This window comes from Phycisphaeraceae bacterium (genome assembly GCA_019636795.1).
In the GTDB taxonomy this organism is placed as follows: domain Bacteria; phylum Planctomycetota; class Phycisphaerae; order Phycisphaerales; family UBA1924; genus JAHBWW01.
Genome location: JAHBWW010000001.1, coordinates 418,143 through 434,550, shown reverse-complemented (window position 1 = coordinate 434,550; position 16,408 = coordinate 418,143). Strand labels below are relative to the sequence as shown.

Here is a 16,408-nt window from a genome sequence, read left to right as displayed (position 1 = left end):
GACCAACGAGTTCTCGGGTCAGTCGATTCGCATCAATCAGGTTCGTCGCCGGGTGGGTTCCGGTTCATCGCTCAGCTTGGGGGGTTGTCGTGCTCGTCCACGATATCCCGCCAGCCGAGCCCAAGTCATTTTATCCATACACACTCCTTTGTCGCGCCTTGCACCAATGCGCGCACAAAAGCGCCCCGAGAACTTCTCGGGGCGCTGCAATTATGTACCGCACATTCTCGAACCACTACCCGCGGTTCAGAACTTGATCTTGTCCGTACCCATCGCGTCGTGATCGTCCATCCCGCCGCGCGAGGGCAGGTCCGGCCGGCCACCGAAGTCCGCGTCGCCTTCCGTGCCGCCCGTGTCGCCCCACTGGGCCCGCTTGAGGCTCAGCCCGATCTTGCGATCGGAGATATCCACCCGGAGAATCTTGACGTCGATCTCTTCGCCGCTCTTGACCACATCCTGCGGGTTTTCGACCTTGTGGTCGGCCAACTCCGAAATGTGGAGCAGACCTTCCAGATCGTCTTCGAGCTCAACAAACACGCCGAAGTTCGTGATCTTCGTCACATGCCCGCGCACAACCATGCCGGGCTTGTAGGCGTCCGGGATCGCGTGGATCCACGGATCCTCCGTCAACTGCTTGACGCCAAGGCTCACGCGCTGCTTGTCCTGCTCGACTTCCAGCACCACACACCGCACCATGTCGCCCTTCTTGTAGAGTTCGTTCGGGTGCGTGACCTTCTTGGTCCACGACATGTCAGAAATGTGCAGCAGGCCATCGATGCCCGGCTCGATCTCGATGAACGCGCCGTAGTTGGCAAGGTTGCGCACCGCACCCTCGATGATCGTCCCCGGGGGATAGCGCTCGCTGACGAGTTCCCACGGGTTGACATCCACCTGCTTCATCCCGAGGCTGATTTCCTGCTTGTGCTTGTCGATATCAAGTATCACGACTTCGACCGTGTCGCCGGGGTTGACCACTTCCGACGGGTGATTGATCCGCCGCGTCCAGCTCATTTCAGAGATGTGCACCAGGCCTTCGATCCCGTCCTCAAGCCGCACGAACGCGCCGTACGACATGATGTTGACGATCTCGCCGTTGATGCGCGACCCGACCGGATACCTCGCCTCGATCTGCTCCCACGGGCTGTCTTCCTTCTGCTTGAGCCCCAGCGCGATCTTCTCCTTGTCGCGATCCACATTGAGCACCTTGACTTCGATCTTCTGATCGACCCGCAGCAGATCGCTCGGGTGGTTGATGCGGCCCCACGACATGTCCGTGATGTGCAGCAGGCCGTCGATTCCGCCCAGATCAATGAACGCACCGAAATCGGCAATGTTCTTGACCGTTCCCGTGACCATCTGCCCTTCGCTCAGCGTCCCGAGCAGACGACGCTTGGCCCCGTCACGCTCTTCCTCGATGAGTTTGCGCCGGCTGATGACGATGTTGCGGCGTTCAGTGTCAATCTTCAGAATCCGCGCCCGCACCTTGCGCCCGATGAAATCCCCGATCTCGTGAGGCCTGCGCACGTCAACCTGCGATGCCGGCAGAAACACCGGCACCCCGATATCGACCAGCAGCCCGCCCTTGATCTTCCGCATGACCGTGCCTTCGACATCATCGCCTTCCTTGGTCGATTCGACAATGCGCTGCCACGCGATCTGGCGGTCCGCCTTGCGCTTCGAGAGTTGGATCAACCCGCCGTCACCCTCGACCGATTCGAGCAGCACATCAACATTGTCGCCAATGCGCAGGTCGGTCAGGTTTGAGAACTCTTCACGCGGGATCAGACCTTCGCTCTTGAGCCCGACCTCCACAACGACATCGTCGCCGCTGAACCCGATGACACGCCCCTTGATGAGCTTGCCCGCCTGCAAGTCACTGACCTGCTTGCCGAGCAGAGCCTCCATGTCCGCGCCCGAGCCGCCAAACGCTGCATTGAGCATCGCCTGCGCTTCGTCATCCAACAGTCCAAGAGAAGCAATAAGGGTTTCGTCGATCATGTACCTGTATTCCTGACGGCTCACATTCACGATCAGACCCCAGGCCGATGCGGGTCGTCGAGAACATCGCCTTCACCGCGCATCCGATTGATGCACCGTGAGCCCTAAAGGGCGCTAACAAACACAACTTCTGGTCCGCCGCTGCACACGCAACGCACGGAACGGCCTCCCAAAGACAGGATGAGAGGATAGAACACCTCCCAAGCAAATGCAAAGCCAGCCCACGCCGCATTCGCTGGCCTCAACCCCCCCGCACGCCTTCAGCCCGCAGACTCCCCCAACAAGGTGGGTAGCCGCGTGGCGAAGGCCCCTCGTGGCAGAACCAGGTCGATGCCGCGATCCTTGGCTTCCTGCAAACGCTCGGTTATCACATGAGGCCCCCACGCCACCGTTCGGGCACTCGCAGCCCCCTCGATCGCCCCCGCTCCACGCAACGCATCAATGATCACATCGGCGTCTTCGGACTCCAGATCGATCAGAATCAGGGCCTCCGCATCGGTCAAAAGCACTTCCCGCAGGCGATCCACCGAAGTCACCCGGCGACTGGAAAGCCCCTTGGCATCGGCCTCGGCCTTGATCCGTGATGCCCAAACCAGATCGCTCGCCACATATCCGATCACCGCAAACCCCTTCCCGAGTTCTCGGTCCTGACCCCGATTCCTCTACAAATCTGCCCGTCCAACTGGAGTCTTGTCCACTTGGTGGCGAAGAATAGGGGATCCCTTCGTTCTGACAAGGGGTGCCCCCCAGGAGGGTGGGGTCGCATTTCCGTTTCGTCTCGGCCCTGCGTGTTGTTCCGTGTCGTGGGTGAACGGTTCGACGGGTCGAGCGTAGTTCCATCGGTTTCATCCACCTCTTCAACAGTTCTCAGAAAGCAGCGAACATGACAACGGTCACCAGCGCGAATGCAAACGTCGCCCCCAGCACCCGCAACCCAATCTTCGATGAACTCGGGTTCCCCACCGACCCGGACAATCTGTATTTGCAGACCGTCGAGGTCATGCTCAAGGCTGCCGACCTGATCGACCTCAAGCACCGCGTCAAGATCATCCTTGCTCAGCCCAAGAACGAGATCATGGTCCACTTCCCCGTCCGCATGGATGACGGGCACCACAAACTCTTCAAGGGCTATCGCATCCAACACAACAACGCCCTCGGGCCATACAAAGGCGGATTCCGCTTCCACCCCGACGTGCACCTCGACGACGTCAAGAGTCTGGCCCTCCTCATGACCATGAAGTCCGCGCTCGTTCGCATCCCTTACGGCGGCGGCAAGGGCGGCGTCAAATGCAACCCGCGCGAACTCAGCGCCGGTGAGATCGAACGCGTGACCCGTCGCTACGCCTCGGCCATCGCAAACGAAATCGGACCCGACTACGACATCCCCGCTCCCGACGTCGGCACCAACGCCCAGATCATGGCATGGTTCGCCGACACCTACATGATGAGCAAGGAAGGCAAGGACGCTTCCGACGCCATCCGCGTCGTCACCGGCAAGCCCGTCGAGTTCGGCGGATCGGTCGGACGCGAAAAAGCCACCGGACAGGGCGTCGCCGACGTTCTGGCCGAAATGCTCCCCGGCATCGGTATTCCGGTCCAGGGCATGAAGGTCAGTCTCCTCGGCTTCGGCAACGTCAACAGCTGGGGCGGACGCATCCTTCAGGACATGGGCGCCATCATCGTCGCGGTCGGCGACCACACCGGGTTCATCCGCGAAGACAAGGGAATCGACTGTTTCGAACTCGCAACCCATTGCGAAAAGCACGGCGGCGTCAAAGGCTTCACCAGCGCCACCGCAGTCACCGAAGAACAGTTCTACCGCACGCCCGTCGATGTCTTTGTTCCTGGTGCCCTCGAACAGATGATCACCCCCGAAAAGGCCGAATGGCTCGATTGCAAAGTCATGGCTGAGGGCGCAAACGCCCCCTCCACACCCGGAGGCGACCGCGTTCTGGTCAGCAAGGGCGTCGAGATCATCCCCGCAATTCTCGCCAACGCCGGCGGCGTCACGGTCTCATACTTCGAATGGCTCCAGAACAAGTCATCCGTCGTCTGGAGCGCCGAGCAGGTCGATCGCGAACTCAACCGGCACATGGTGCTCGCTGCACGTCGCACACTCGCATACCGCGAACAATACAAGTGCGACCTGCGGACCGCTTCCTTCGCCGCAGCCCTCGATCACATCGGCAGTGTCTACCGCGTCCGCGGAATCTTCCCGTAAAGAAATCCGCTCGGCACATACGTAAAAGTCTGCATGTCACCCAAGCCCAGGCATTCCATGCCTGGGCTTTTATAATTCAGTTCACCAATCTGCACGGCTCTACCCCTACCCTTTGTGCATGAGCATCCGCACCATCGTCTGGAATGAGTTCATCCACGAGCGCGAGCACGCCGACATCGCTGCCATCTACCCCGAAGGCATGCACGCCTGCATCGCTGCTGCGCTGAGCCGCGAGCCCGATATCGCCGCCTCGACCGCAACACTCGATCAGCCCGACCATGGCCTGCCCCAGTCACGTCTCGACGACACCGACGTCCTCATCTGGTGGGGGCACATGGCCCACGATCGCGTGTCCGATGCGATCGTCGATCGTGTGCAGAAACGCGTCCTCGAAGGCATGGGCCTCGTCGTGTTGCACTCGGGGCACCACTCCAAGGTCTTCAAACGCCTCATGGGCACAACCTGCTCGCTCTCATGGCGCGAAGCCGGCGAGCGCGAACGCATCTGGGTCGTCAACCCAAGCCATCCTATCGCAGCAGGCATCGACGGCTCCTTCGTCATCGAGCATGAAGAAATGTACGGCGAACCTTTCGGTATTCCCGAGCCCGAGCAGACCGTCTTCATCAGCTGGTTCAAAGGCGGCGAAGTCTTCCGCTCCGGCGTCTGCTACGAACGAGGCGCAGGACGCATCTTCTACTTCCGCCCCGGACACGAAACCTATCCGACCTACCACCACCCGCAGGTTCAGCGCGTCATCGCAAACGCCGTCCGCTGGGCCAGACCACGCGCCGAACGCTGGATCGACCAGTGCCCAAACGTCAAACAAATGCCCGAATCCTAAAGAGGCCCAAGCGCAAGCGCGGGCGCAAGTTCTTAGTCCCAACCCGCGCCACAACCGCACTCACTTCGCGCCCGTCGCTCCACCTCTTCGCTCGCTCGTCATCCTCCCGCCAACGATCGTCGTCGGCGCAATCAACCCCAGAAACGCCGCGTGATACCACACCGGCATGAGCGACCACACGCTGGCCTGCACAGCGATCCCAACGAGGAGCAACAGCGCAGCAAGCACCAAGATTGCCTTGCTCGATCGGGCGATGCTCCCTGCAGCCGCACCCGCCGACAGCGAGCACACCACGCTCACACCCAGAATCGTCAGCAACCCTGCGACATCGCGAAGCGGACCTTCAGGCGGAAATCGCTCGGGCATCGCTGCTGAGAGCCCCGCGTACCCGCCGACCCAGATGATGCTCCATACGACAAACCCGAGAGAAACCCCAAGTATTGCGCGCACCATATTAATGTCCTCCTATCTGCTCGTGCGCCGCACCGTTGCGAGCCCCGCGCACCGGCCACCGTTCACTCAGACACTTCTTTGGCGTCATCGGCCCCATCACCGCGAACAGCACATAGAGCATCCGGATCCCCATCGGTGGCTTGCCCGTTTCCATCACCGCCTTGAGCGTCTTGACGATCATCGACCCGCCCTGCACCATCTGCTTGGCGGTCTTCGTGCCCACAGGCAAATCCAGAATCGTCAACGTGAACTCCACGCCCTCGGCTGTTTCCTTGAGGTCATACGCCACTGTGCAAGGCGGATCGTCATACGCTGTGAACCGAAACGTGTGCACAAATCGCCGAGGCGGATCAAACTCCAGAATCTCGCCCACGACGCCGGTGTACTTGCCATTGGGCGTGCGCATCGCAATCGTCGCCCCCGGCACGAGCCCGCCAGCATCCATCCGCGAGTTGAAGAACGCCAGGATCGGCGCGTCGGTCCGCGTGATTTCATGCCACACGTCTTCGACCGATGCGCGAATCACAACCCGAAACACGTTCTGCACCTCAGGCACGACGAATCCCCTTCTTCTGCGCGCGCTCTTCAACGCGGCTTTTCATGTCCACCATCCGCGACGCCCAGAACGCTGTGTACGCCGTCGTCCAGCGGTCATAGATCACCTGAATCGGCACCGGGTTGAAATAGAGCCTGCGCTCCCGACCCGCCTTCTGCGAGACCACAAGCCCCGCACCTTCGAGCATCGCCAGGTGTTTGAGCACCATGATCCGCGAGATTTCAAAATGCGACGCCAGCGCCCGCACTGTCATCCCCGGCCCCTCCATCAACAAATCGAGCATCCGCCGCCGCGCCCGGTGCGACAGGGCTGAAAAAACCTGATCCATCTGCTCAGCATCCATAGGTAACTAAAAGGTTACCATATCCCGCCGCTGCTGTCAACCCCCATTCTTCCGCTTCCCAAAATTCCTCCTCACATGCCGCCGCGCCCGAGTTTTTTGTTCCCCTCTTCTCCCGCGCTCTACCATGCCGATCTATGGGAGTGATGAAACAGACTTCTCTCATGATGGTCGTCCTTGCCGCCCTGCTCCTGATGGCTTGCGAAGCAAGCAACGAGCCATTCGTCCCCTATCGCCACAGCGACCCGGTTGCCACCACGCCGCGCCCGCCGTCCGAACCCGCGCCACGCGCCACGCCTCGCGCCCCCGCAGGTCCCATGAAAGGCCTCTGGATCACCCGCTGGGACTTCCGCACCCCGCGCGACGTCACCGAAGCCATCGAACGCGCCGCTTCCCTCGGCGTCACCGACATCTTCTGGCAAGTCCGAGGCCAGGGCGACGCCTTCTACGCCAGCCCCTTCGAGCCTTGGGGCGAAGAACTCCTCGCCGATCTCCCCCCCGGCTCCACCGAACCCGGGTTCGACCCCCTCGCCCTGGCCATCATCCAATCCAAAAGCCGAGGCATGCGCATCCACGCATGGGTCAATGTCATGCCCCTCTGGCGAGGCACCACACCCCCAAAGTCCTCACGCCACCTCTACCACACCCAACCCGAGTGGCGCCTCACCGACCGCAACGGCAAACAACAGGCCCTCAACGAGCACTACGTCATCGTCAACCCCGTCCTGCCCGAAGTTCAAAACCACATCGTCCGCATCATCGCAGACATCGTCGATCGCTACGCCATCGATGGCATCCACCTCGACTACATCCGCTTCGTCTCCGAATCCGTCGACAAAACCAGCATCTACCCCTCCGACCCCCGTTCCCTCGGCCTCTTCGCCAAAGACAGCGGCCGCCGCGAACTCAAAACCGACGACGATCTCCGCGCCTTCCGCGCATGGAAACGAAACAAAATCACCGAACTCGTCCGCCGCATCAAGACCGACGCCCTCTCACGCAAGCCCGGCCTCATCTACTCCGCCGCTGTCTGGCGCGACCCGACGATCGCTCAGGTCGAGTATCTTCAAGACGCCGCACTCTGGCTCCGCGAAGGCACCATCGACATCGCCATGCCCATGATCTACTCCACCAACGACCAGCAGTTCCGCGAAGACATGAACGCATGGCGCCAGGCGGTCGGTTCGGCAGCGCTCATCCCAGGCCTCGGTGCCTACATGCACGATGACCCGCAGCAGACCATCCGTCAGATCCGCATCGCCGCCAGCCCCGCGGGCTACGCCATCTTCGCCTACGCCTCACTCTTCGACAGCGCCAACCCGCTCGAATACATGACCCCCGAAGCACGCGCAAAGCGACAGGTCCGACGCCAGGCGCTCGGCCAATTCATGCGGCAGGACGCCGCAAGGCCTTGAACGTGCCCGCCCTCGGTATCGACATCGGTGGCTCTTCCATCAAACTCGCGCTCATCGATCACCACGCACCCATCACCATCGCTGCCAGCGACCACTACAACCAGCCCTCCCCCGACCAACTCACAGCCCACCTCGCCCGCGCAGCAACTCGGCTCCCCATCCCCCCCGACATCACCGCCATCGGCATCTGCCTCCCCGGCATCATGGCGCCCGACGGCATCCGCATCGAGCGCTCCGTCAACCTCCCCGCCCTGCAGGGTACCAACCTGCCCGATCTCATCGCACACGTGACCACATCGCCCGCACCCCGCCGCATCTTCACCGACGCCCACGCCGCCGCCTTCGGCTACTGGTCCGAACACCCACTCCCCGACCGACTCTTCGCCCTCTCGCTCGGCACCGGCGTCGGAGCCTGCGTCCTCGACAACGGCCAACAACTCCTCGTCACCGCTCGCTCCTCCGGCCACTTCGGGCAAATCGACGTCGGTCCCTGCGACGACCCTCAACCCATCGGGCCCGACGGCGGGCACAACTCCCTCGAAGCCTACATCGGCCTCCCCGCGCTGCACGCCCGCTATGGCTCGGCCCTCGCTGGTCACCTCACGACGCTCACCGCTGCCGATCCGCCCCTCCGCGCCCTTGTCCGCGCGCTGCGCATCGCGCACGCCATCTACCGCCCGCAGCACATCGCCCTTCTCGGAGGCCTCGGCCTGCAACTCGCGCCGCATCGCGACGCCATCAAAGCCGCGGTCGATGAGCACCTCACCTGCATCGCCGACCCTGCCTGGTCGCTCCACACCGCCGAATCCTCGCACCACGCCGCCATCGGTGCCGCGCGACTCGCATCAGCCTGAACTCCGCCCACCCGACGCCGGATCTTCGGGCGCACCCTTGCTGCCAAACTTCCTTGCACATCAACGCCCGAAGGTCCGGGTCGCCTGCCAACCATGGGCCGAGTCTGATATCCTCGCTCCATGCCCACCGGACTTGCTGCTGCTGACTGGATTGTCCTGGCGCTCTACGGGCTGCTCCTCATCGTTTCGAGCCTCTGGTTCAGCCGCAGACGCCCCACCGATACCGAAGGCTACTTCCTCGGCAGCCGCCGCATGCCCGTCTGGACCGTCTCCCTCTCCGTCGTCGCGACCTCGCTCTCAGCAGCATCCTTCATCGGCGTGCCACAAAGCAGCTACAACGGCAATCTGACCTACCTCGCCACCAACCTCGGCATGATCATCGCCGCGATCATTGTCGCTGTCTTCTTTATCCCACGCTTCTACGCTGCCCGCGTTCAGACCATCTACGAACTCATCGGCACGCGCTTCGGCTCATCGGCAGGAAGTGCCTCGAGCGCCATGTTCCTCGTCGGCCGCGCCATGTCCGCCGGTGCACGCATCTATATCGGTGCCATTCCCGCCTCCATCGTCCTCTTCGGCGACCTCGAACCACACCACCTCGTCGCTGCGATCGCAGTCCTCGGCGTCGTCGGAATCACCTACACACTGGTCGGCGGCGTCGCCAGCGTCATCTGGACCGACGCCATTCAACTCGTTGTCCTCGTCGGCGCGTGCGTCGCTGCCATCTTCATCATCGCCGGGCACATCAACGCCCCTTTGGCTGAAGTCTGGAGTGCGCTGGCTACAGGAGGCGAAGGCGGCTCAAGCAAACTCCGCCTGCTCGATCCCGCCATCACCTCCACCGGATTCGACTTCGCATCGCAGTTCAGCCTCCCCGCCTGCATCATCGGGTTCGCCCTGCTCGGGATCGGTTCCTATGGCGTCGATCACGATCTTGTGCAGCGCATGCTCACCTGCCGCAGCGCACGCAAAGGAGCCGCCTCTGCCATCGCCGGCATCCTGCTCGTCATCCCATCGGTTGCGATCTTCCTTGTCGTCGGGCTGTTGCTATGGGTCTTCTACAACCGTCCGGATCTGACCGGACTCGCGCACGACGCACCACAGGACACCCGTCGCGTGTTTCTCTCGTTCATCATTGAGTACATGCCGCCGGGTCTGAGCGGGCTCATGCTCGCGGGCCTCTTCGCTGCCGGGCTTTCGAGCCTCAACAGCGCCATCAACGCCATGAGTTCAGCCTTCGTCAACGACCATTACCGCAAACTTGTGCGCGATCGCAGCGAAAGACACTATTTGTTCATCGGCCGTCTCGGGGTTGTGGCCTGGGGGGTTCTGCTCTCTGCGTTCGCATGCTTTTGCGTGTACTGGCAGCACAGCGCCGAACTGGCGGGCAAACAGACGGGCCTGCTTGACTTTGCCCTGCGGGTCATGACGTTTGCCTATGCGGGTCTGATCGCGGTGTTCATCACTGCGTTGTTCACCCGTCGGGGGAACTCGTCGAGCGTGATCGCGGCGCTGGCGGTGGGGTTTCTTGCTGTGCTGGCGATGGAGCGGATGGACCTTGCGTTTGTGTGGAAACTGGTGATCGCGACTGGCGCGGCGCTGGTGGTGTGTAGTGTTCCACGTGGAACACGACCACAAGCGCGCGCACAAACGGGTACACTCGTGTCATGAGCACGATCGACCAACGTCTTGCTGACTATTGCAGCGCTCACCATCTGACAGGTGTCATTCTGCGACGGCGCAGCAATATGGCCTGGGCCAGTGGTGGCGCGGACTTTCACTGTGACACGTCATCGACGTTCGGCGTTGCGACACTGGTGTGGACGCCGACGCGCAAGGTGTGTCTGACCGACACGATCGAGGCTCCGCGACTGCGGGCGGAGGAGCCGCTGATTGCACATGGCTGGGAGATTGAAGCGATTGACTGGTGGGAGGCCGACAGGCGCATCGAAGACTACCTGTGCAACGGGGCGTTCGAGAGTGATGTGCCGGAGGATCGGCTGCAAGGGGTGCGTGCGAGCCTGATGCCAGTTGAGATCGAGCGTGTGCGTGCGCTGGGGCGCGACGCTGCGGAGGTTGTCGAGCGGTTGATGCGCGACGATGTCAAGCCGGGGATGACGGAGTATCACCTGGGCGGTGCTGTGGCGGGTTGGTTGCGTGATCGAGGGATTTTTGGTCACGTTGTGCTGGTGGCGGCGGACGAGCGGATCGCGCGGTATCGGCATCCGATTCCGACGGGAAAGGCGATCGAGCGGTGCGCGATGGTGGCGGTGTGCGCACAGCGGCATGGGTTGATTGTGTCGCTGACGCGGCTGGTGCATTTCGGGGCGATGAGCGATGATCTGCGGCGGCGGCACGAGGCGGTGATCGAGGTGGATCGGGCACTGCACGAGGCGACGCTGCCCGGCGCGGCGTGGAACGTGGTGCTGGCGAGCGGCATTGCGGCGTATGAACGCACGGGGTTCGGCGAAGAGTGGCGTTTGCACCATCAGGGCGGGCCGATGGGGTATGAGGCGCGCGACTTCAAGGCGACGCCGACGGAGACGAGGCAGGTGCAAGTGGATCAACTGGTGGGGTGGAACCCGTCGATTACAGGGACGAAGAGCGAAGACACCCTGCTGGTGCGTGCACACGGGCAGGAGGTGGTGACGCGGACGGGCAATTGGCCGGAGGAAAACGGTCGTCCGGCGATACTGGTGCGATAAGTCGTGGGTACGAGCAAGTTCAGGGCAACAGATGCGCGGTTCACGCCTGAGGGAGTGCGAACTGGCTGCGGCGCTGGTAGTCCATCCACTCGGGCTTTGACGAACCGACGAAGCGCCATGTTTTCGGATCCCACTGCACGGCTGTGTTATGACGGTAGACGACGTTGACGAGTTGGCACATCGCGGCGGTGCGCGCACCGACCTCGACATCGCAGATGGGTTTTTCGCGTGAATAGATGCAGTCGATCCAGTTCTCGCCGTGGTTGACGTGGCGAGGGAGGCGCGAGGCGTCATCTTCGAGGGGTTTGTCGAAGAGATCGCCCGGGACGCTGTGGAGTCGGCCCCGATCGACGTGGATGAGGCCATTGGTGCCGATGAAGGTTGTGCCGCTGGGTCCGCCGTGGGTAACGGTGACGCCGGTGGCGTATTTGAGTGCGACGCCTCGCATACGGTCGCCGTCGATTGCGGGCACGGCTTCGATGGGTCCGGTGGCGTCGGCATCCATGCCCCACTGAGCGATGTCATAGTGGTGTGTGCCCATGTCGGCGAGGTATCCGCCACAATAATCCCAGTACGCGCGCCATGCGGGGTAGAAGTTATTGATGCCTCGCGGGCTGAGGACGGAGTGATAGGGGCGGCTGGGCGCTGGCCCGAGCCAGAGGTCCCAATCGAGGCCGGATTCCATTTCTTCTTCGGGCAGATCGCAGGCTTTGGGCGGGTCGCCCACGCCGACGCTGACGTTGAGAAGTTTGCCGATGCGGCCGTTGCGAACGTAGTCGCAAGCCTGAACGAAGCGATGGTCGTATTCGGTGCGCTGCTGACTGCCGGTCTGGAAAACGCGGCTGTGCTTGCGGACGCACTCGATGAGGCGGCGGTTTTCTTCGAGGGTGTGTGTGAGCGGCTTTTCGCAGTAGATGTCCTTGCCTGCGGCGGCGGCGTGCATGCACTGGGTTGCGTGCCAGTGATCGGGGGTCATGATGACGACCGCGTCGATGTCGGGACGTGCGAGGAGTTCGCGGTAATCGATGTAGGCTGCGCAGCCTTGGTCGTCGTAGGTTTTGTTGACTTCGGCGCGGGTGTGTTCGCGGCGTGTGGTGTCGACGTCGCAGAGCGCGACGACGCGTGTGCGTGCGTTTTTGAGGAAGTAGCGGCTGGTGGTGTAGCGGCCCTGGATGCCGAGGCCGATGACACCGATCGCGATTTTTTCGTTTGCGCGTGTGCTTCGTGCGACGGCCTTGCCGCTGGTGAGAATTGTTGGGGCGATGGCGCCGGCTGCGGTGGCGAGGCCGGCGGATTTGACGAACTCTCGGCGCGTGATGGGCATGGATGGGTCTCCTGAGGAGATCATCATACCAAAATCGGGAGAGGGAGAGAAGAAAGTCCCCTCGCTTGCGCTCGGGCCTCTTTTGGTCAGACGAGTTGGCGGGCTTCGTTGAGTTTCTTGCGGATGACGGTGTGGAGGATGCCGCCGTTGCGGGAGTATTCGATCTCGACGGGGGTATCGAGGCGGAGCATGCACTCGAAGGAGAAGGCGGAGCCATCGGTTCGGGTTGCATGGACAGCAACCATCTGACGCGGCGAGACATTCTGGGGCACGTCGATGCTGAAGGTTTCGTCGCCCTTGATGCCCAGCGAGGAGGCGGATTGGCCGTCCTTGAAGACCAGCGGCAAAACGCCCATGAAGACGAGGTTGGAACGATGGATTCGTTCAAAACTTTCGGCGATGACGGCTTTGACGCCCAGGAGGTATGCGCCCTTGGCTGCCCAGTCGCGGCTTGAGCCCATGCCGTAGTCCTTGCCGGCGATGACGACGAGCGGCACGCCAGCGGCGCGGTAGTTTTCGCTGGCGTCGAAGATGTAGGCGACGGGCGCGTCGGCGAGGGTGCGTCCGCGTGTGAAGTCGCGTGTCCAGCCGCCTTCGAGAATTTTGCCGGTTGCGTCGGTGGCGAGGCGATTGCGGACGCGAACGTTGGCGAAGGTGCCGCGCGTCATGACGCGATCGTTGCCGCGGCGACTGCCGTAACTGTTGAAGTCGTGCTTGGTGACGCCGCTGCGGAGGAGGTACTGGCCGGCGGGTGTTTCGGGCTCGATGCGACCTGCGGGCGAGATGTGGTCGGTGGTGACGCTGTCGCCGAGGATGGCCAGAACGCGTGCGCCGCGCACGGAGGTGATGCCTGGCGTGGTTTCGGTCATGCCTTCAAAGAACGGCGGATTCTGGATGTAGGTCGAGGATTCATCCCAGGGGTACAACTCGCTCTGTGAGACGGGGATCTGGTTCCAGGATTCGCTTTCTTCGTAGACGCGGCTGTACTTGCGCTCGAACTGTTCGGGCGAGAGGCTGGACTCGACGACAGCGCGGATCTCGGCGTTGGTGGGCCAGATGTCTTTGAGGAAGACTTCGCGGCCGCCGGGCGCGATTGCGATGGGTTCGTTCTGAAGGTCAATATCGACCGTGCCGGCAATGGCGTATGCGACGACGAGCGGCGGGCTGGCGAGGTAGTTGGCCTTGACGGCGGGATGCACGCGGCCTTCGAAGTTGCGGTTGCCGCTGAGGACGCTGGCGCAGACGAGGTCTGACTGTTTGATGGCGGCTTCGATCTCGGGCGGGAGGGGGCCGGAGTTTCCGATGCATGTGGTGCAGCCGTAGCCGACGGTCGCGAAGCCGAGGGCATCGAGGTCTTCGGTGAGTCCGGCTTTGTCGAAGTATTCGGTGACGACTTTGGAGCCGGGCGCGAGGCTGGTTTTGACCCATGGCTGACGCTTGAGACCGAGGGCGCGGGCCTTGCGTGCGACGAGGCCGGCTGCGATCATGACATCGGGGTTGCTGGTGTTGGTGCAGCTGGTGATGGCGGCGATGACGACCGAGCCGTGGCGGAGCGTGATCTTCTGGTTGGGCGTGTGAGGGTGGCTGGCGTCGGTGAGCGTGACTTCGACTTGTCCCTGCTCTGCCGGTGCGACGCATACGTCGGTGTTGACGGCTGCGCCGGCACCGTTGCCGCCTTCTGCTGCCCAGGTGCCGACTTTGTTCTTTTCACTCGCAGCGGGCTTGCCGAAAGAATCGACAAGATCCTTGCGCCAGTTTGGTTTCATGGAGGACAGGGCGATGCGGTCCTGAGGGCGCTTGGGGCCGGCGAGGGATGGAACGACTTCGGCGAGATTGAGTTCGAGGACAGAAGAGAACTCGGGCTCGGGGGTGGAACGATCCCACCAGAGGTGGTTGGCCTTGGCGTAGGCTTCGGCGAGTTCGGCTTCGGCGGGAGATTTTGCGGTGAAGCGCAGGAAGTCGATGGTCTTGATATCGATGGGAAAGAAGCCACAGGTTGCGCCGTATTCGGGCGCCATGTTGGCGATGGTGGCGCGATCGGGGATGCTCAGTTCGGCCATGCCGTCGCCGAAGAACTCGACGAATTTTTCGACGACGCCGTGGGCACGCAACATCTGCGTGACGGTGAGAACGAGGTCGGTTGCGGTGACGCCCTCGCGCAGGCGGCCCTTGAGGCGGAAGCCGACGACTTCGGGGGTGAGCATGTAGACGGCTTGGCCGAGCATGACGGCTTCGGCTTCGATGCCTCCGACGCCCCAGCCGAGGACGCCGAGGGCGTTGATCATGGTGGTGTGGCTGTCGGTGCCGACGAGCGAGTCGGGGTAGACGACGTTCTGGCCATCGATGTTTTTGACGAGGCACCCGCGTGCGAGATATTCGAGGTTGACCTGGTGAACGATGCCGGTGGCGGGCGGGACGACGCGGAAGTTGTCGAGGCTCTGCTGGCCCCACTTGAGGAAGCGGTATCGTTCGTTGTTGCGCTCGAACTCGCGCTCGGCATTGATGGTGAGGGCGACGCGTGTGGCGAAATCGTCCACTTGAACGGAGTGGTCGATCACGAGGTCGCAAGGCACGGCGGGGTTGATGGCGGCGGGATCGCCTCCGAGGTTTTTCATGGCGTCGCGCATGGCTGCGAGATCGACGACACATGGAACGCCGGTGAAGTCTTGAAGCACAACGCGCCCGGGCATGAAGGGAATTTCGGTGGCGTCGATGGTGGTGGCGTTGTAGTTGGCGAGGCCTGCGACGTCGTCCTGAGTGACGGAGAATCCGTCGATGTTGCGGAGCATGGATTCGAGGAGGACTCGAATGGAGAATGGGAGCTTGGCGATGCCGACGCCGATGCCTGCGCGGTCGAGGGCGGCGAGGTCGTAATAGGTGTATTCGCCGAATGAGGTGCGAAGGGTTGTGCGGGCGCTATACGGGTTGGCGCGGGCCATGGGATCTCCTTGATACTGATGCGATGATTCATCGTACGCAGAGAGGCTTAAAGGACAAAGTGTGCGTGGGTGTGCGCCGGGAGCGCAAGTTTGGTGTGGGCGGGGTCTACGCGCGCGAGCGGCCCAAGCCTGAGAGTGATGCGGTGATGATGGCGTCGGCGGTTGAGAGGGTCTGGTCGCGAGCGGCGGCGTCGGCGAGGGCACGTTCCACGAGGCGCGAGGCTTCGACGGGGGACTGGCCGAGAGCGACGAGGGCGGCGGCGGCTTCGTCGGCGGCGCGGGAACGCGAGGGGCGGGGCTTGGTCTCGACCTCGTGGCCCGAAAAGATCACAAATCGCTGGACTTTTTCGGCCAGTTCGAGGGCGATGGTTTCCGCGAGTTTTTTTCCGATTTCGGGGAGGGTTTGCAACGTGCGGAGGTCGCGGCTGGCGATGGCGATGGCGATTTCGGCGGGGGGCTTGGCGAGTGCGCGAAGTGCTCGGCGGGGTCCGAGGCCTTTGACTGTGGTGAACAGTTCGAAGAAAGCCCGTTCATCGTGCGAACCAAAACCGATCAGGCGGGGGATGAGGATTGCACCCTGTGATTGGGCTTCGAAGTAATGCCGCAGATCGAGGCGGATGGTCTGTCCGATCTGGGAGGAGAGGCGTTCGATGATGTAGACAGGCAGGAGGATTTCATAGGTCAGCCCCGAACCGGCGGGCCTGAGGGTGGCGACGCTGTCGCGGACATGGAGGAGTTCGCCTTCGATCGCGCAGATCATGC

General features: G+C 62.5%; 14 protein-coding genes. 6 read left to right on the top strand and 8 right to left on the bottom strand.

Features of this window, described 5'->3' with window-relative positions; genetic code table 11:
- Nucleotides 1-246 precede the first annotated feature (246 nt).
- Nucleotides 247-1,998: a 30S ribosomal protein S1 gene (locus tag KF757_01860; protein ID MBX3321715.1), complete on the bottom strand. Its 1,752-nt coding sequence runs from the start codon at nucleotides 1,996-1,998 to the stop codon at nucleotides 247-249.
- A 260-nt stretch (nucleotides 1,999-2,258) separates the two neighbouring features.
- On the bottom strand, nucleotides 2,259-2,618 hold the full coding sequence (locus KF757_01855; protein MBX3321714.1) for a hypothetical protein: 360 nt from the start codon (nucleotides 2,616-2,618) through the stop codon (nucleotides 2,259-2,261).
- A gap of 263 nt (nucleotides 2,619-2,881) precedes the next feature.
- Here KF757_01855 and KF757_01850 point away from each other — a divergent pair, with 263 nt between their 5' ends.
- Nucleotides 2,882-4,219 carry a Glu/Leu/Phe/Val dehydrogenase gene (locus KF757_01850; protein MBX3321713.1) on the top strand — a complete coding sequence of 446 codons (1,338 nt, stop codon included), beginning with the start codon at nucleotides 2,882-2,884 and terminating at the stop codon, nucleotides 4,217-4,219.
- 118 nt (nucleotides 4,220-4,337) lie between these two features.
- Nucleotides 4,338-5,060, top strand: a complete 723-nt coding sequence (locus KF757_01845; protein MBX3321712.1) for a ThuA domain-containing protein — start codon at nucleotides 4,338-4,340, stop codon at nucleotides 5,058-5,060.
- A gap of 60 nt (nucleotides 5,061-5,120) precedes the next feature.
- On the opposite strand, the gene KF757_01840 is transcribed toward KF757_01845, so the two are convergent.
- The 3 genes from KF757_01840 to KF757_01830 are packed head-to-tail and all read right to left on the bottom strand — an operon-like array spanning nucleotide 5,121 to nucleotide 6,397.
- The gene (locus KF757_01840) at nucleotides 5,121-5,513 is read right to left on the bottom strand and encodes a hypothetical protein (protein ID MBX3321711.1); all 393 of its coding nucleotides are present in this window, start codon (nucleotides 5,511-5,513) and stop codon (nucleotides 5,121-5,123) included.
- 1 nt (nucleotide 5,514) lies between these two features.
- Nucleotides 5,515-6,069, bottom strand: coding sequence for an SRPBCC domain-containing protein (locus tag KF757_01835; protein ID MBX3321710.1), 555 nt, complete (start codon nucleotides 6,067-6,069; stop codon nucleotides 5,515-5,517).
- Nucleotides 6,062-6,397 carry a winged helix-turn-helix transcriptional regulator gene (locus tag KF757_01830; GenBank protein MBX3321709.1) on the bottom strand — a complete coding sequence of 112 codons (336 nt, stop codon included), beginning with the start codon at nucleotides 6,395-6,397 and terminating at the stop codon, nucleotides 6,062-6,064. The genes KF757_01835 and KF757_01830 overlap by 8 nt, the downstream gene beginning before the upstream one ends.
- 158 nt (nucleotides 6,398-6,555) lie before the next feature.
- On the opposite strand from KF757_01830, the gene KF757_01825 reads away from it, so the two are divergent.
- The 4 genes from KF757_01825 to KF757_01810 all read left to right on the top strand — a co-directional run bounded on the left by KF757_01825 (nucleotide 6,556) and on the right by KF757_01810 (nucleotide 11,383).
- The gene (locus tag KF757_01825; GenBank protein ID MBX3321708.1) at nucleotides 6,556-7,824 is read left to right on the top strand and encodes a family 10 glycosylhydrolase; all 1,269 of its coding nucleotides are present in this window, start codon (nucleotides 6,556-6,558) and stop codon (nucleotides 7,822-7,824) included.
- Nucleotides 7,825-7,826: 2 nt separating this feature from the next.
- Nucleotides 7,827-8,678, top strand: a complete 852-nt coding sequence (locus KF757_01820) for an ROK family protein (protein MBX3321707.1) — start codon at nucleotides 7,827-7,829, stop codon at nucleotides 8,676-8,678.
- 120 nt (nucleotides 8,679-8,798) lie between these two features.
- Nucleotides 8,799-10,349 (top strand): sodium:solute symporter, encoded by a 1,551-nt coding sequence (locus KF757_01815; protein MBX3321706.1) that lies wholly within the window; start codon nucleotides 8,799-8,801, stop codon nucleotides 10,347-10,349.
- On the top strand, nucleotides 10,346-11,383 hold the full coding sequence (locus KF757_01810) for a M24 family metallopeptidase (protein MBX3321705.1): 1,038 nt from the start codon (nucleotides 10,346-10,348) through the stop codon (nucleotides 11,381-11,383). Before KF757_01815 ends, KF757_01810 begins: the two co-directional genes overlap by 4 nt.
- A gap of 40 nt (nucleotides 11,384-11,423) precedes the next feature.
- Here the strand turns inward: KF757_01810 and KF757_01805 are convergent, their stop codons facing one another.
- From KF757_01805 to KF757_01795, 3 genes are all read right to left on the bottom strand, one after another.
- Complete coding sequence (locus tag KF757_01805; GenBank protein MBX3321704.1) at nucleotides 11,424-12,707, bottom strand: Gfo/Idh/MocA family oxidoreductase; 1,284 nt, start codon at nucleotides 12,705-12,707, stop codon at nucleotides 11,424-11,426.
- A gap of 86 nt (nucleotides 12,708-12,793) precedes the next feature.
- Nucleotides 12,794-15,646, bottom strand: a complete 2,853-nt coding sequence (acnA, locus tag KF757_01800) for an aconitate hydratase AcnA (protein MBX3321703.1) — start codon at nucleotides 15,644-15,646, stop codon at nucleotides 12,794-12,796.
- Nucleotides 15,647-15,752: 106 nt separating this feature from the next.
- Nucleotides 15,753-16,406: a hypothetical protein gene (locus tag KF757_01795; GenBank protein MBX3321702.1), complete on the bottom strand. Its 654-nt coding sequence runs from the start codon at nucleotides 16,404-16,406 to the stop codon at nucleotides 15,753-15,755.
- Nucleotides 16,407-16,408 lie beyond the last annotated feature (2 nt).

What these genes read in the sequence shown, in the direction of transcription:
- KF757_01845 (MBX3321712.1), top strand. Translation starts at nt 4,338, where the DNA reads ATGAGCATCCGCACCATCGTCTGGAATGAGTTCATCCACGAGCGCGAG.
- KF757_01840 (MBX3321711.1), bottom strand. Translation starts at nt 5,513, where the DNA reads ATGGTGCGCGCAATACTTGGGGTTTCTCTCGGGTTTGTCGTATGGAGC.
- KF757_01850 (MBX3321713.1), top strand. Translation starts at nt 2,882, where the DNA reads ATGACAACGGTCACCAGCGCGAATGCAAACGTCGCCCCCAGCACCCGC.
- KF757_01825 (MBX3321708.1), top strand. Translation starts at nt 6,556, where the DNA reads ATGAAACAGACTTCTCTCATGATGGTCGTCCTTGCCGCCCTGCTCCTG.
- KF757_01860 (MBX3321715.1), bottom strand. Translation starts at nt 1,998, where the DNA reads ATGATCGACGAAACCCTTATTGCTTCTCTTGGACTGTTGGATGACGAA.
- KF757_01815 (MBX3321706.1), top strand. Translation starts at nt 8,799, where the DNA reads ATGCCCACCGGACTTGCTGCTGCTGACTGGATTGTCCTGGCGCTCTAC.
- KF757_01810 (MBX3321705.1), top strand. Translation starts at nt 10,346, where the DNA reads ATGAGCACGATCGACCAACGTCTTGCTGACTATTGCAGCGCTCACCAT.
- KF757_01830 (MBX3321709.1), bottom strand. Translation starts at nt 6,397, where the DNA reads ATGGATCAGGTTTTTTCAGCCCTGTCGCACCGGGCGCGGCGGCGGATG.
- acnA (MBX3321703.1), bottom strand. Translation starts at nt 15,646, where the DNA reads ATGGCCCGCGCCAACCCGTATAGCGCCCGCACAACCCTTCGCACCTCA.
- KF757_01805 (MBX3321704.1), bottom strand. Translation starts at nt 12,707, where the DNA reads ATGCCCATCACGCGCCGAGAGTTCGTCAAATCCGCCGGCCTCGCCACC.
- KF757_01795 (MBX3321702.1), bottom strand. Translation starts at nt 16,406, where the DNA reads ATGATCTGCGCGATCGAAGGCGAACTCCTCCATGTCCGCGACAGCGTC.